The sequence below is a fragment of the Clostridium sp. UBA7339 genome (assembly GCF_002470865.1).
Lineage (GTDB): Bacteria > Bacillota > Clostridia > Clostridiales > Clostridiaceae > Clostridium_J > Clostridium_J sulfidigenes.
In genome coordinates this window covers 322,222-336,934 of record NZ_DKPI01000006.1, presented here as the reverse complement: position 1 = coordinate 336,934, position 14,713 = coordinate 322,222, and the positions used below count along the sequence as shown (strand labels likewise).

14 protein-coding genes are annotated in these 14,713 nt (G+C 32.4%); all 14 read left to right on the top strand.

The genetic code is table 11. The features are described 5' to 3' along the window. Window positions 1-64: 64 nt before the first annotated feature. The 14 genes from tsf to B2S02_RS04930 all read left to right on the top strand — a co-directional run bounded on the left by tsf (window position 65) and on the right by B2S02_RS04930 (window position 14,699). The gene (tsf, locus tag B2S02_RS04995) at window positions 65-985 is read left to right on the top strand and encodes a translation elongation factor Ts (protein WP_035132784.1); all 921 of its coding nucleotides are present in this window, start codon (window positions 65-67) and stop codon (window positions 983-985) included. Window positions 986-1,177: 192 nt separating this feature from the next. Next, on the top strand, window positions 1,178-1,900 hold the full coding sequence (pyrH, locus tag B2S02_RS04990; protein ID WP_035132786.1) for a UMP kinase: 723 nt from the start codon (window positions 1,178-1,180) through the stop codon (window positions 1,898-1,900). A gap of 17 nt (window positions 1,901-1,917) precedes the next feature. Further along, a complete protein-coding gene (gene frr, locus B2S02_RS04985) occupies window positions 1,918-2,475 on the top strand; it encodes a ribosome recycling factor (RefSeq protein WP_035132788.1) in 558 nt (185 codons plus the stop codon). Window positions 2,476-2,565: 90 nt separating this feature from the next. Then, complete coding sequence (locus B2S02_RS04980; protein ID WP_414632285.1) at window positions 2,566-3,324, top strand: isoprenyl transferase; 759 nt, start codon at window positions 2,566-2,568, stop codon at window positions 3,322-3,324. Window positions 3,325-3,339: 15 nt separating this feature from the next. After that, window positions 3,340-4,134: a phosphatidate cytidylyltransferase gene (locus B2S02_RS04975; RefSeq protein ID WP_346878624.1), complete on the top strand. Its 795-nt coding sequence runs from the start codon at window positions 3,340-3,342 to the stop codon at window positions 4,132-4,134. A gap of 260 nt (window positions 4,135-4,394) precedes the next feature. After that, on the top strand, window positions 4,395-5,549 hold the full coding sequence (locus tag B2S02_RS04970; protein WP_346878625.1) for a 1-deoxy-D-xylulose-5-phosphate reductoisomerase: 1,155 nt from the start codon (window positions 4,395-4,397) through the stop codon (window positions 5,547-5,549). Window positions 5,550-5,613: 64 nt separating this feature from the next. Next, window positions 5,614-6,615 (top strand): RIP metalloprotease RseP, encoded by a 1,002-nt coding sequence (rseP, locus tag B2S02_RS04965; protein ID WP_346848508.1) that lies wholly within the window; start codon window positions 5,614-5,616, stop codon window positions 6,613-6,615. Between the two features lie 9 nt (window positions 6,616-6,624). Further along, a complete protein-coding gene (gene ispG / locus B2S02_RS04960; protein WP_346848365.1) occupies window positions 6,625-7,674 on the top strand; it encodes a flavodoxin-dependent (E)-4-hydroxy-3-methylbut-2-enyl-diphosphate synthase in 1,050 nt (349 codons plus the stop codon). Window positions 7,675-7,689: 15 nt separating this feature from the next. Further along, window positions 7,690-12,021 (top strand): PolC-type DNA polymerase III, encoded by a 4,332-nt coding sequence (locus B2S02_RS04955; protein ID WP_346920382.1) that lies wholly within the window; start codon window positions 7,690-7,692, stop codon window positions 12,019-12,021. A 121-nt stretch (window positions 12,022-12,142) separates the two neighbouring features. Further along, window positions 12,143-12,274 (top strand): hypothetical protein, encoded by a 132-nt coding sequence (locus B2S02_RS04950; protein WP_346848367.1) that lies wholly within the window; start codon window positions 12,143-12,145, stop codon window positions 12,272-12,274. A gap of 271 nt (window positions 12,275-12,545) precedes the next feature. Further along, window positions 12,546-13,007 carry a ribosome maturation factor RimP gene (rimP, locus tag B2S02_RS04945; protein ID WP_150843841.1) on the top strand — a complete coding sequence of 154 codons (462 nt, stop codon included), beginning with the start codon at window positions 12,546-12,548 and terminating at the stop codon, window positions 13,005-13,007. Between the two features lie 16 nt (window positions 13,008-13,023). Next, the gene (gene nusA / locus B2S02_RS04940) at window positions 13,024-14,109 is read left to right on the top strand and encodes a transcription termination factor NusA (RefSeq protein ID WP_035132801.1); all 1,086 of its coding nucleotides are present in this window, start codon (window positions 13,024-13,026) and stop codon (window positions 14,107-14,109) included. 16 nt (window positions 14,110-14,125) lie between these two features. Then, a complete protein-coding gene (gene rnpM, locus B2S02_RS04935; protein ID WP_035132803.1) occupies window positions 14,126-14,395 on the top strand; it encodes an RNase P modulator RnpM in 270 nt (89 codons plus the stop codon). After that, a complete protein-coding gene (locus B2S02_RS04930; RefSeq protein WP_346848368.1) occupies window positions 14,385-14,699 on the top strand; it encodes a ribosomal L7Ae/L30e/S12e/Gadd45 family protein in 315 nt (104 codons plus the stop codon). Before rnpM ends, B2S02_RS04930 begins: the two co-directional genes overlap by 11 nt. The last annotated feature ends 14 nt before the right edge of the window (window positions 14,700-14,713 follow it).

Below are 14,713 nucleotides of genomic sequence, written 5' to 3'. Positions count from 1 at the left end.
AAAGGTAGATGAGAGAGAAATCTTTCATTTACCTTTTTGTTAGGAAATTAAAGGAGGAATAAAGATGATAACAGCAGCAATGGTAAAAGAGTTAAGAGAAAGAACTGGATCAGGAATGATGGATTGTAAAAAAGCTCTTAGCGAAACAAATGGAGATATGGAAAAAGCAGTAGAAGTTTTAAGAGAAAAAGGATTAGCAGCAGCAACTAAAAAAGCTGGAAGAATAGCAGCTGAAGGTATAGTTACTACTTATATATCAGAAGATATGAAAATAGGTTCTGTAGTAGAAGTTAACTGTGAAACTGACTTCGTTGCAGCAAACGATGACTTTAAAGCATTAGCAGCAAATGTAGCTAAAATGGCAGCAACTACTAATGTAACTACTGTAGAAGGATTATTAGCAGAAAAATATGTTGGAGATGAAAGCATAACTCTTCAAGACGCTGTTACAGCTCTAATTGCAAAATTAGGTGAAAACATGTCTGTTAGAAGATTTGAAAAGTTTGTAGTTGACAATGGAATAATTCAAAGCTATATCCATGGAAATGGGAAAATAGGTGTTTTAGTTCAATTAGCTTGTGAAAAACAAGATGAAGTATTAAAAACAGTTGCTAAAGATGTAGCAATGCAAGTAGCAGCAGCTAACCCATTATTCTTAAACAAAGATCAAGTAGATAATGAATCTTTAGAAAAAGAAAAAGAAATTTACAGAGTTCAAGCTCTTAACGAAGGAAAACCAGAAAACATAGTTGAAAAAATGGTTATGGGAAGAATAAGCAAATACTACAAAGAAGTTTGCTTAGTAGATCAAGTATGGGTTAAAAATGGAGATTACACTATAAGCAAGTATCTTCAAGAAGAAGGAAAGAAACTTGGAGCAACTATGGAAGTTGTTAAATTTGCAAGATTTGAAAGAGGCGAAGGAATCGAAAAGAAAGAAGAAAACTTTGCTGAAGAAGTTCAAAGACAAATGCAAGGAAAATAATACAAGATAATATTAAAGAGAACCTAGGTTCTCTTTTTTTAAAATCTACATGTATTATAATAACTATATAACTAGAGAAAGTCATATTTATATTGAAGTATCTAATGTAATTTCTATGGTTAATTTTGGTTATTGGTTGGTAAAATACAAAAATATGGTGTAAATATATTGAGTTGGAGGTATAATATATATATGGAAACTGCGAAATATAAAAGAGTCATGCTTAAACTTTCAGGAGAGGCATTAGCGTCAGAGAAGGGGTATGGCATTGATTTTGATACAGCGAACACTATTGCTTTACAAATTAAGAAGTTAGTTGAAATGGGTGTTGAAGTAGGTGCAGTTGTTGGTGGCGGCAACATATGGAGAGGTAGAAGTGGTGAAGGCATGGATAGAACTACCGCGGACTATATGGGTATGCTTGCTACATGTATAAATGCTTTAGCATTACAAGACTCCTTGGAAGCTATAGGTGTTAATACAAGGGTTCAAACAGCTATTGAAATGAGAGAAATAGCAGAGCCTTACATTAGAAGAAGAGCAATGAGACATCTTGAAAAGGGAAGAGTTGTAATATTTGCAGCAGGAACAGGAAATCCATATTTCTCCACAGACACTACAGCAGCTTTAAGAGCAGCAGAAATAGAAGCTGAAGTTATTTTGCTTGCTAAAAAAGTTGATGGGGTATATGATAAAGATCCTCATAAACATGAGGGTGCAGTTAAGTTTAATAATTTATCTTATATTGAGGTATTAGAAAAAGGATTGCAGGTTATGGATTCTACTGCTACATCCCTATGTATGGATAATCAAATACCTATTCTAGTATTTGGTTTAGATGAGCCTCATAATATTATAAGAGCGGTAAAAGGTGAAAATATTGGTACTTTAGTATCATCTAATATATGTAAATAATTGATGGAGGTAATTTTATGGTAAAAGATATCATTAAAAATGCTGATGAGAAAATGAACAAAACTATTTTAAGCTTACAAAATGAGCTTGGAACATTAAAAGCTGGAAGAGCAAACCCTACAATGCTTGATAGAATATTAGTAGAAAGTTATGGAACAATGGTACCTCTTAACCAAGTAGGGAACATATCTGCTCCAGAGCCAAGAGTTCTTCTTATTCAACCATGGGACAAAAGTTGCATGAAAGATATAGAAAAAGCAATTTTAAAATCAGATCTAGGTATTAATCCTAGTAATGATGGTCAGGTTATTAGACTAATTGTTCCAGAATTAACTGAAGAGACTAGAAAAAATTTAGTTAAATCAGTTAAAAAATGTGGTGAAGATGCTAAGGTTGCTATCAGATCCATAAGACGTGATGCAAATGATAAGATTAAAAACTTAAAGAAAAATAGTGAAATCAGTGAAGATGAATCTAAAAAAGCTGAAGATCAGATTCAAAAAGAAACTGATAAGTTTATCAAATTAATTGATAAGGCTATAGAAGAAAAAGAAAAGTCAATAATGTCAGTATAATATGTAAGATAAAACCTGCAAATATTGCAGGTTTTATTATTATGTATTTGTGATATAATAGCATCATGATTACTTGAAATGGAGAGATATATTTTGGATATATTTAAGTTTAAAAAAGACGCAATTAAAGAAAAAATACAATTAGATATGGAGCGAATCCCTGCCCATATAGCTATAATTATGGATGGGAATGGTCGTTGGGCTAAACAAAGAAAACTTCCAAGAACTATGGGGCATAGAGCTGGTATGAAAAATATTAAAATGATGGTGGAGGAGTCTAGTAATCTGGGAGTTAACTATTTAACCTTATATGCTTTTTCAACAGAAAATTGGAAGAGAACAAAAGAAGAAGTGGGAGCTTTGATGGACTTAGTAGTAGAGTTTATAAATAAGGAATTTGAGGAGCTACATAGAAATAATGTGAAACTTAATTCTATAGGAGATATAAGTAAACTTCCTGAGAAATCAAAGGCTGCCGTAGAGGATGCAATGTATAAAACTAGAAATAATACAGGTTTAACTCTTAACATAGCCTTAAATTATGGAGGAAGAGATGAGATTGTAAAAGGGGTTAAAGAAATAGCTAAGGAAGTATTAGAAGGAAAGTTACAAATAGATAACATAGATGATAAAATCATATCAGACCATTTGTATACTAGTGGTATGCCAGATCCTGATATTATTATAAGGCCCAGTGGAGAATTAAGACTTAGTAATTATTTATTATGGCAAAGTGCTTATTCTGAATTTTGGTTTTCCAATATAAATTGGCCTGACTTTACAAAAGAAGATTTGAGAAGAGCAATTAGTGATTTTCAAAAGAGAGATAGAAGATTTGGTGGAGTATAGTAAGAGGTGAGGCAAATGAATAAAAGATATATAGGGGCAATGATATTAGCTCCTCTATTACTATTTATATTTTTAGGGGGGTATTTTTTAAAGATTTCTGTAGTTTTATTATCCCTTGGTGGAATGTATGAATTTTATAAGGTAAGCAAAGTGGATGGATATAAACCTATATCTATAGTAGGATATTTATTATGTTTACTTTATTATATCTATTTAGGACATGGATTTAATTTAAACGTTGCTGTGGGTGTATTTATCCTTGTAGTATTCCTTTTAATGATAGTTCCGGTATTTGATACTGATAGAAACTTCATTGATGTAGCATTGACCATATTACCTTGTTTTTATGTAGGCATATTTTTTAGTTTTATATTATTACTTAATAATATGGAAAATGGAAACTTCTTCATATGGCTTATATTTATATCCTCATGGGGATGTGATACTTTAGCTTATTATTTTGGTAGATATCTAGGAAAACACAAATTAAATCCAAGGGTTAGCCCTAAAAAAACCATAGAGGGAGCCATAGGCGGACTTATAGGAAGTATTTTAGGATGTACAATTTATGGATATATTATAACTAAATTTGGAGTAGTAGTCCCACTATATAACTATATGATAATTGGTCTATTAGGTGGAATTTTTGGACAGTGTGGAGACTTGGTGGCATCTTCAATAAAAAGACATGCGGGTGTTAAGGATTACTCAAATTTGATTCCTGGACATGGTGGTATATTAGATAGGTTCGATAGTATATTGCTAGTATCTGTGGTGGTATATTATTATATTAATATTTTGGTAGCGTAATTATAAGAAATTATTAAGGTATTATTAATTTAAGGGATTTCTCAAAAAAATTACAAGTCTTTAAGTACTGAGCAGGAAAAAGATAAGTGATCCTCGACATTTGCTTAAGATTAGTTTGTTTTGGGAAATCCCTTTTTAATTTTTGCTTCTTTAAAATTAATTTAGCTATTGGTATTAAAATTAATTTAATTATTAGTATTTTGTATTATTACATATTATAGGGTATAATGTTTTTAGATAAAATTAAAGGAGCGTTAACAGTGAAAAACATAAGCATACTTGGAGTTACTGGTTCCATTGGAACACAGGCGTTAGATATAATAAGAAATAAAGAAAATAAAGTAAACCTAATAGGGGTTACAGCTCATAGAAACTTTAAAGGATTAGTGGATATTATAGAAGAGTTTAGTCCAAAATATATAGGTATAACAGATGAGAAATGTTATGAAGCTATAAAGGAGTATTGTGAAAGAGAAAATAAACAAGTAAACCTATTTGGTGGAGAAGAAGCGCTAGAAAAAGTTGCTACTTTAAAAGAAATAGATACGGTTTTGACTTCTGTAGTAGGAATTGCAGGATTGAAACCAACTATTAAGGCTATTGAAGCTAAGAAAAATATAGCATTAGCTAATAAAGAAACCTTAGTAGTTGCTGGAGATATAGTTATGGCAAAGGCAAAGGAAAATGGTGTTAAAATTCTTCCAGTGGATTCAGAGCATGGAGCTATATTTCAATGTATTCAGGGTAATGAAAAAAAAGATATAAATAAGATAATACTTACTGCTTCAGGTGGGCCATTTAGAGGTAAAACTAGAGATGATTTGAAGGAAATTAACCCTAAAGAGGCTTTAAAACATCCTAAATGGAACATGGGAAGAAAGATTTCTATAGATTCATCAACCTTGGTAAACAAGGGATTAGAAGTTATAGAAGCACACTTTTTATTTGGAGTTGGATATGATGACATTGAAGTTATAGTTCATCCACAAAGTATTGTACATTCCATGGTAGAGTATAAAGATGGTTCAATTATTGCTCAATTAGGAAGCACAGATATGAGGTTACCTATCCAATATGCCTTAAGCTATCCTGATAGAAGGACAGCTATAGCAGATAAGTTAGATTTTAAAACCGTTTCAAGCTTAACCTTTGAACAGCCCGATATAAACACTTTTAGATGCTTAGAATTAGCATTTAAAGCAGGAAAACTTGGTGGTAATATGCCAGCAATTTATAATGGAGCTAATGAAATTGCAGTAGAATTATTCCTGGATGCAAGGATTAAGTATCTACAGATTGAAGAAATAATAGAAGCTGCCATGAATAAGTTTCCGCATGTGAAAAATCCAGATTTACAGCAAGTTTTAGACATAGATAAGCAGGTTAGGGAATATGTTTTAAAGAGATATGTATAAGTGAATAGAGTGGAAGGGGAGAAAAATATTGCAAAGTATTATAGGTAATATACCGTATTTTTTAATGGCTTTACTTGCATTTAGTGTATTAATTATAGGTCATGAGTTTGGACATTTTATAATGGCTAGAGTTAATGGTGTAAAGGTCCTCGAATTTTCCTTAGGTATGGGACCAAAGTTATTTTCTATTAAGGGGAAGGAGACAGAGTATCTTATTAAAGCACTTCCAATTGGTGGTTATGTAAAAATGTATGGAGAAGAAGATGATGTAACTGTAGTGGATGACAGGGCTTTTTCTAATAAGACTTCCTTTCAGAAGTTAACTATTGTAGCAGCAGGTCCTATAATGAATTTTATAATAGCTATACTATTCTTTAGTTTAGTAGGAGGTATTCAAGGACATTCTACTAACGTTGTAGATAAAGTAATAGAAAATTCACCAGCCATGGAAGTGGGAATAAAAGCTGGAGATAAGATTACAGAAGTCAATGGTAAGATGGTTACTACCTGGGAAGAATTTCTTACTGAGATTTTTACAGGAGAAGGAAAGCCCGTTAATATGGAAATAGAGAGAGAGGGACAAAAAATAAAATTTGATTTAGTACCATCCTATAATGAAGGAGAAGAAAGATTTCAAGTTGGGATATATTCTAAGGTTGTAAAGCCTAACTTTATTGAATCTATAAAATATGGACTTAATCAAACGGGAAGCACCATAAGACAGACCTTTGGTTTTTTTGGTCAACTGTTTAAAGGAAATGTTTCTGCTGATGATGTAGGAGGTCCTATAAGCATTATGAAAATTTCAGGAAGAGCTGCTCAGCAAGGAATTCTTACCTTATTAAATATTATGGCCTTATTCAGTGTTCAACTAGCAATATTTAATGTAATTCCCTTCCCTGCCTTAGACGGTGGATGGATATTTCTATTACTATTCCAGATCATAACTGGTAAGGAAGTAAATAAAGAAAAGGTTGCAACAATTAATTACTATGGATTTTTAGCATTGATGTCTCTTATGGTTTTGGTATTGCTAAAAGATATTATAAATCCTATTCAGTTTTAGGAGGAAATTATGAAGAGAAAAGAAACAAGAAAAGTTAAAGTTGGAGATATATACATTGGAGGAGATTCTAGAATTACAGTACAATCCATGACTAATACAGATACAAGAGATGTATCCTCCACAGTAGAGCAAATTTTAAGACTTGAAGAAAGTGGTTGTGATATAGTAAGATGTGCAGTTCCCGATATGGAGGCTGCAGAAGCTATAAAGGAAATCGCAAAACAAATTCACATTCCTTTAGTTGCAGATATACACTTTGATTATAGATTAGCATTAAAGTCTATAGAAAATGGAGTTTCTAAACTTAGAATTAATCCAGGAAATATTGGTGACATAAGTAGAGTTGAGATGGTGGCGAAAGCTGCAAAAGAAAGAAATATACCAATAAGGATTGGGGTTAACTCTGGATCTCTAGAAAAAGAAGTTTTAAATAAATACGGTAGAGTGTGTAGTGAGGCTTTAGCAGAAAGTGCTCTTAATCATGTGAAAATTCTAGAAGCAGTAAATTTTGAAGATATAATCATATCTATAAAATCTTCTGACGTAGTTCAAATGATAGAGGCCTATAATATAGTTTCTAGTAAGGTTAATTATCCGTTGCATATTGGAGTTACAGAGGCAGGTACCACATGGAGAGGTACTGTTAAATCTAGCGTAGGTGTAGGAGCACTTTTAGCACAGGGCATAGGAGATACATTAAGAATTTCCCTTACAGGAGATGTGGTTGAAGAAGTTAAGGTGGGAAGAGAAATATTAAAATCCCTTGGCATGTTAGAGGATGGAATAAAATTTGTATCTTGCCCAACCTGTGGAAGAACTCAAATAGATCTTATTAGTATAGCAGAAGAAGCCGAAAAAAGATTAAGTCACATAAATAAAAATATAAAAGTAGCTATTATGGGATGCGTAGTTAATGGGCCAGGAGAAGCTAGAGAAGCAGATGTAGGAATAGCTGGTGGTAATGGAGAAGGTCTTATCTTTAGAAAAGGTGAGATTGTAAGAAAAGTAAAAGAAGAAGATTTACTGGATGAATTGATTAAGGAGATTGAAAGTTTATAGATAGGAGGAATCTAAATGACATTGTCAGAACTACTAGGATATGATAGTAGATTGCCTATTTATGAAGATATCATCATAAATAAAGTTCAATATCTAAAACAAAGCGAGATGGTTAAGGTAGTATTAAAACATAAGAGTCCCTTAGATGATCCTATGAAGGAGAATATATGTAATCTTATTAAGGATAAACTTTGTGATTTAGGGACTATAGATATCTTGTGGTATAGAGATGTAGAACATGTTGCTTTAGAAGATGTGGTGGGGGAGTATTGGATAGATGTCATTAACTCTCTTGCCTCATCTTTTCCTTCTGCTAAGACTAGTTTACTAAAAGCAGTTAAAAAGCTAGAAAATGACAGAATTAATATAGGTATATCCAATGAATTTATATCTAAGATGCTCTGTCATAAGAATATAGATAGATTAATACAAAGCGAAATTTATAATATGTTCAACATTAAAGTAGAAGTAAAAATATACTATGATGAATCGGCTATTGAAGAAGATTATATTCTAGAAAAGCAAATTGAAGAAAAGAGAATAGTAAGTGATATTATAGCAAATAGTCCTAAGATTTCTAGTAGATCTAGTGATAAAGCTAAAGAAAAGCCTAAAGAAACTAAGGGAGATAAAAAAGCTAGTCCTTGGAAGGAGAATTATAGAAAGAGCAAAGAGCCTTTAGATGACAATGTGGTATATGGTAATAGAAATATAAATGAAGAAACCACAGAAATGTGTGAATTAAATATGGGCTCCGGGAGAGTAGCTGTGGCTGGAGATGTATTTAAGGTAAATATATTTGAAGCTAAAAGTGGAAAAATATATCCTTCTTTATATATTACTGACTACACTAGCTCTATAACTATAAAAATATATCCAAGAAGTAATGAAGAAGTAGAAAAGCTGCTGGAAGAGTTAAAACCAGGGGTATGTTGCAAGGTTTATGGGGAAGTAGAAATTGATAGATTTTCTAAAGATTTAGTGATTAATGCAAAGTCTATTGTAAAGTTGAAACCTAGTGAAAGAATGGATGGTTGTGAAGTTAAGAGGATAGAGCTTCATGCTCATACTACCATGAGCTCCATGGATGCAGTGGTTACACCTTCAAGTCTTATTGCTAAAGCTGCTAAATGGGGACATAAGGCAATTGCCATAACAGATCATGGAGTAGCTCAAGCCTTTCCAGAGGCCATGGATGCAGGGAAGAAACATAATATAAAAATTATATATGGAATAGAGGGATATTTAGTTAATGATGGAGTAGGTATAGCTACCGGATGTAGAGGAATAGATTTTAATAGTTCCTTTGTAGTATTTGATATTGAAACTACAGGATTTTCAAGTCACCAAGATCGCATTATAGAAATAGGAGCTGTTAAAATAGAGAATGGACATGTTATTGATAGCTTTAATGAACTTATAAATCCAGAGATGAGCATTCCATATAAAATAACAGAGCTTACAGGTATAAGTAATGATATGGTGAAGGGTTGCAAAACCATAGAAGATGTTCTTCCTAGGTTTTTAGACTTTGTAGGGAGTTCTGTAGTAGTAGCTCACAATGCGGAGTTTGATACGGGATTTATTAAGTCTAAGTGCAGAAATCTTGGGTTGCAATTTAAAAATGGAATTATAGATACATTACCTTTAGCTAGATTTTTATTTCCACAACTTAAAAAGCATAAGCTTAATGTAATATGTGAATACTTAAAGATATCCTTAGAAAACCATCATAGAGCTGTGGATGATGCTAAGGCTACTGGAGATACTCTTTTAAAATCCTTTGATATGTTAAGAGAGAAGGGTTTTAATAATTTAGATGGAGTTAATAAGGAATATTTAAAATCCTTTGATGTAAAAAAAGCTCCTACATACCATGTAATAATTTTAGCCAAAAACCAGAGTGGATTAAAAAATCTATATAAGCTAATATCCTTTTCTAACTTAGACTATTATCAAAGACGACCAAGGCTTCCTAAGAGTCTAATAGAAGAATATAGAGAGGGACTTATTATTGGTTCTGCATGTGAGGCTGGAGAGATATTTAAGGGGGTTCTAGCAGGAAGGTCCCTAGAGGACATGGAACATATAGTGGAGTTTTATGATTATTTAGAAGTACAACCCATTGGGAATAATGAATTTTTAATAAAGAAGAACATGGTTAAGGATGAAGAAGGACTTAGGGATCTCAATAGAAGGGTATGTGAACTTGGAGATTTCTATAATAAAAAAGTAGTTGCCACAGGGGATGTACACTTTTTAGAACCGCGAGATGAAGTCTTTAGAAGAATTTTAATGGCTGGAAAAGGGTTTGATGATGCTGATAATCAACCTCCACTATATTTCAAAACCACTACAGAAATGTTAAGAGAGTTTTCATATTTAGGTGAAGAAAAGGCCATGGAAATTGTGGTGGAAAACCCTGAGTATATACAAAGCTTAGTTGGAGAGGTTAAACCAATTCCAGATGAAACCTATGCTCCTAAAATAGAGGGTGCAGAGGATGATATTAGAAACATGACTTTAAATAAAGTAAAATCCATATATGGAGATAATCTTCCAGAAGTTATTCAGAAAAGACTTGATAAGGAATTAAACTCTATTATAAATAACGGATATGCGGTGCTTTATCTTATAGCACAAAAATTAGTGGCAAAGTCTATCAGTGATGGATATCTAGTTGGATCTAGGGGATCTGTTGGATCTTCATTTGTAGCTACCATGTCAGATATAACAGAAGTTAATGGGCTTCCACCTCATTATGTATGTCCTAATTGTAAAAATAGTGAATTCATTTTAGATGGATCCATAGGTTCGGGAGTTGACTTACCAGATAAAAACTGCGAAAAATGTGGAACTCCTTATATAAAAGATGGTCACGATATTCCTTTTGAAACTTTCTTAGGTTTTGAGGGAGATAAGGAACCAGATATAGACTTAAATTTCTCAGGGGATAACCAAGGTGATATTCATAGATATACAGAAGTTCTTTTTGGAAAAGGTCATACCTTTAAAGCAGGAACCATAGGAACTATTGCAGATAAGACTGCCTATGGATATGTTAGAAAGTATTTAGATGAAAGAGATATAAATACTACTAATGCAGAAATAGAAAGATTAACTATTGGATGTACTGGGGTAAAGAGAACTTCAGGGCAACACCCAGGAGGAATTATGGTTGTACCTAGTGACAATGAAATATTTAATTTTTGTCCAATACAACATCCTGCAGATGATCCAAAATCAGATATAATAACAACTCACTTTGATTATCACTCTATTAGTGGTAGGCTTTTAAAACTTGATATACTAGGCCATGACGATCCTACTATGCTTAGGATGCTTCAAGATTTAACTGGAATAAGTCCTCAAAGTGTACCTTTATCAGACCCAAAGGTTTTGAGTCTTTTCACAGGGACAGAAGCTCTTGGCATAACTCCCGAAGAACTGGGTTGTGAAGTTGGATGTTATGGTGTTCCAGAGTTTGGAACTAAATTTGTTAGACAGATGCTATTAGATACAAAACCACAAACATTTTCTGACCTAGTTAGAATTTCTGGTCTTTCTCATGGTACTGACGTATGGCTTAATAATGCTCAATATTATATAAAAGAAGGATATACTACCCTTAAAGATTGTATATCTACCAGAGATGATATTATGGTTTATCTTATATATAAAGGACTTCCGCCCAAGACTGCGTTTACCATCATGGAGAAGGTTAGGAAAGGAAAGGGTGTATCAGAAGAGTTTGAAGCCATAATGAGAGAACATAATGTTCCAGATTGGTATATAGAGTCCTGTAAAAAAATTAAATACATGTTTCCTAAAGGTCATGCTGTTGCCTATGTAATGATGGCTATGAGAATAGCTTATTTTAAGGTTCATCACCCAAAGGCTTATTATGCAACTTATTTTACTGTTAGAGCAGACGATTTTGATGGTGATTTAGTTATAAAGGGTGAAGAAGCAATGAAAGATACTATGGATGAATTAAATGCTTTGGGGAACAATATAGGTACGAAAGAAAAAGGTCTTCTTACCACCTTAGAACTTTGTTATGAAATGTACAAAAGAGGTATAAAATTTCTACCTGTAGATGTATATAAATCAGAGGCAGTAAAATTTACAATAGAAGGAGATAATATAAGAATTCCTTTAAGTGGACTTACTGGAGTAGGGGAAAATGCAGCAAAGGCTATAGCAGAAGCTAGAAATCATGGAGAATTTATATCTAAGGAAGATCTTCGTATAAGAAGTAAAGCTACAAAGACTGTAGTAGAAGCTTTGGCAAATCACGGAGCCATAGGGGATTTACCAGAAACAAATCAATTAAGTCTTTTTTAACAACTGTTTATTTAAATAATTTAAGTTAGGTGCCATTTCATTAACAGAGTTCTTAGCTTCTTTGAAGCTTAGAAAGCGTTATCCAGGGACGTAGCAGCTCTTTACTCCAATTTCAAATAAAATGGGAGTATTAGAGATGGTAGTCATCGGCATAAATACCTCAAAGGAGCTAAAATCATTGCATATTGAAAATAGCTATGATATAATTGTACTTAATGAGCTAGTTATTATGATAATCTTTGAGGGAGAGTAGGATTTATGCCTACTCTCTATTTATTAAAACGCAACCCCAAGTTGCGTTTTAATTATAAAGTGAACCTTAGTTTGAACTAAGGTTTTACATCTCACTAAAGCTAGTTGAACTCATACCTTAAAGGGTACTGTGGTAATGTAAATATTATCCCATGACTATTTGACCAAATACTTTCAACTTCATAAAAAGATGGAAGTTGTGTAGCAATAAAAAATATTAAGTTTATTACTAAAGATTTAAAGTAAATATAATAAAAAGGAGGAAATGTATTATGAACAGTAGCGGTGTTGTGGAAAAACTCCATAGTAAAATTACTAATATAGTAGAAAAACTCGGATTTGAACTTTATCACTTAGAATATGTACGTGAAGGCGGACAAAATATTTTAAGAGTTTTTATAGATAATGAAAAAGGCGTTGCTTTGGATAACTGTGTAGAAGTAAGTAAGGCTGTTGGAGAAATGCTAGATAAAGAAGATCCTATAACAGAAGAATATAATTTAGAAGTATCATCTCCAGGTATATTTAGAACCTTATATACAAAAGAACATTTTAATAAGTATATAAATCATGATGTAGCTGTAAAACTTTCAGCATTATTTGAAGGAAAGAAAAAATATGAAGGGATATTGAAGGGGTTTGATAGCGAAAATTTAATGTTAGAAATCAATGACAATGAAGTTGCAATACCAATGTCAAAGGTTTCTTTAGTTACGTTAAACCCAACTTTATAAGGAGGATATAAATATAATGAGCACCGGATTTAAGGAAGAATTTATAGATGCTGTAAAACAACTAGTTGTTGAAAAAGGAATTAGTGAGGAAATGCTTTTTACTACTATAGAGGATGCTTTAGTAGCAGCATATAAGAAAAATTTTGCAAAGTCTCATGCCAAGGAGCAAAATGTAAGAGTATGGGTTAATAGAGATACAGGAGAAACTCATGTATACTCATTAAAAGAAGTTGTAGAAGAAGTATATGATGATGTAATAGAAATATCCTTAGAGGATGCTAGAGAAATCAGTGCCAAATATAACTTAGAAGATATTGCGGAAATTGAGGTTACTCCAAGAGATTTTGGAAGAGTTGCGGCTCAAGCTGCGAAGCAAGTTGTTATTCAAAGAATTAAGGAAGCTGAAAGAACTCTTATATATAATGAATTTATAACTAAGGAATTTGACATAATAACAGGTATAGTTCTAAGAAAAGATAGAGGAAATGTATTTATAGATCTAGGTAAACTAGAAGCTGTATTAGGCCCAAATGAGCAAATGCCAGGAGAATCTTATATATTTAATGAGAAATTAAAGCTATATATAGTAGAAGTAAAGAAAAGTTCTAAGGGACCACAAATTGTAGTTTCAAGAACACACCCAGGCCTTGTAAAAAGATTATTTGAGTTAGAAGTTCCGGAAATATACAGTGGAATTGTAGAAATAAAAAGTATAGCGAGAGAAGCAGGCTCAAGAACTAAAATAGCTGTATGGTCTAATGATGAAGAGGTAGATCCTATGGGAGCTTGTGTTGGACCTAAAGGAATTAGAGTTCAAAACATAGTAAATGAACTTAGAAATGAAAAGATTGATATAATAAAGTGGAGTAAGTTACCAGAAGAGTATATTGCTCATGCGCTAAGTCCAGCTAAAGTTCTATCAGTTGATGTAGATGAGGATGGAAAGAGTGCTAAGGTTGTAGTAGATGATAATCAATTATCATTAGCCATAGGTAAGGAAGGTCAAAATGTTAGATTAGCAGCAAGACTTACTGGATGGAAAATAGATATTAAGAGTAAGAGTCAAGCTGAAAGCTTACAAAACGAAGAAAGTAACCTTTAAAGGTAGGTGATATTTTATGAAGGTAAAAAAGATACCTCAAAGAATGTGCACAGGATGCATGGAAATGAAACCTAAGAAGGAACTTATAAGAGTTGTTAAAAATAAGGAAAATGAGATATCTATAGATTTACATGGTAAAAAACCTGGTCGTGGAGCCTATATCTGCAGAAATATTCAATGTTTAGAAAAAGCCGTAAAGACTAAAAGACTAGAAAGAAATCTAGAAACTAAGATAAATGATGAAATATATGATAAACTAAAGGAAGAGATAGTTAATGCAGAATAAATTTTTAAGTTTTCTAGGGATTGCAAAAAAATCTAGAAACTTAGTAGAAGGATATAATGGATGTGAAGAAGAGATAAAAAGAAATAAAATTCATCTATGTATTTTATCCTTAGAGTGTTCAGAAAACACTAAGAAAAAATTTGAAAAATACTGTGATGACAGAAGAGTGCCTGTAATAGGAAATATACCTAAAAATGAATTGGGTATGGCCATAGGTAGAGAAGAAATCAATGTATTAGCAGTAAGAGATAAAAAAATTTGTGAAAATTTAATAAAGTTATGGAAAGAGAATTACGGAATGTAAATTCGGGGGTGAAA

What these genes read in the sequence shown, in the direction of transcription:
- tsf (WP_035132784.1), top strand. Translation starts at nt 65, where the DNA reads ATGATAACAGCAGCAATGGTAAAAGAGTTAAGAGAAAGAACTGGATCA.
- pyrH (WP_035132786.1), top strand. Translation starts at nt 1,178, where the DNA reads ATGGAAACTGCGAAATATAAAAGAGTCATGCTTAAACTTTCAGGAGAG.
- frr (WP_035132788.1), top strand. Translation starts at nt 1,918, where the DNA reads ATGGTAAAAGATATCATTAAAAATGCTGATGAGAAAATGAACAAAACT.
- B2S02_RS04975 (WP_346878624.1), top strand. Translation starts at nt 3,340, where the DNA reads ATGAATAAAAGATATATAGGGGCAATGATATTAGCTCCTCTATTACTA.
- rseP (WP_346848508.1), top strand. Translation starts at nt 5,614, where the DNA reads ATGGCTTTACTTGCATTTAGTGTATTAATTATAGGTCATGAGTTTGGA.
- ispG (WP_346848365.1), top strand. Translation starts at nt 6,625, where the DNA reads ATGAAGAGAAAAGAAACAAGAAAAGTTAAAGTTGGAGATATATACATT.
- B2S02_RS04955 (WP_346920382.1), top strand. Translation starts at nt 7,690, where the DNA reads ATGACATTGTCAGAACTACTAGGATATGATAGTAGATTGCCTATTTAT.
- B2S02_RS04950 (WP_346848367.1), top strand. Translation starts at nt 12,143, where the DNA reads ATGGGAGTATTAGAGATGGTAGTCATCGGCATAAATACCTCAAAGGAG.
- rimP (WP_150843841.1), top strand. Translation starts at nt 12,546, where the DNA reads ATGAACAGTAGCGGTGTTGTGGAAAAACTCCATAGTAAAATTACTAAT.
- nusA (WP_035132801.1), top strand. Translation starts at nt 13,024, where the DNA reads ATGAGCACCGGATTTAAGGAAGAATTTATAGATGCTGTAAAACAACTA.
- rnpM (WP_035132803.1), top strand. Translation starts at nt 14,126, where the DNA reads ATGAAGGTAAAAAAGATACCTCAAAGAATGTGCACAGGATGCATGGAA.
- B2S02_RS04930 (WP_346848368.1), top strand. Translation starts at nt 14,385, where the DNA reads ATGCAGAATAAATTTTTAAGTTTTCTAGGGATTGCAAAAAAATCTAGA.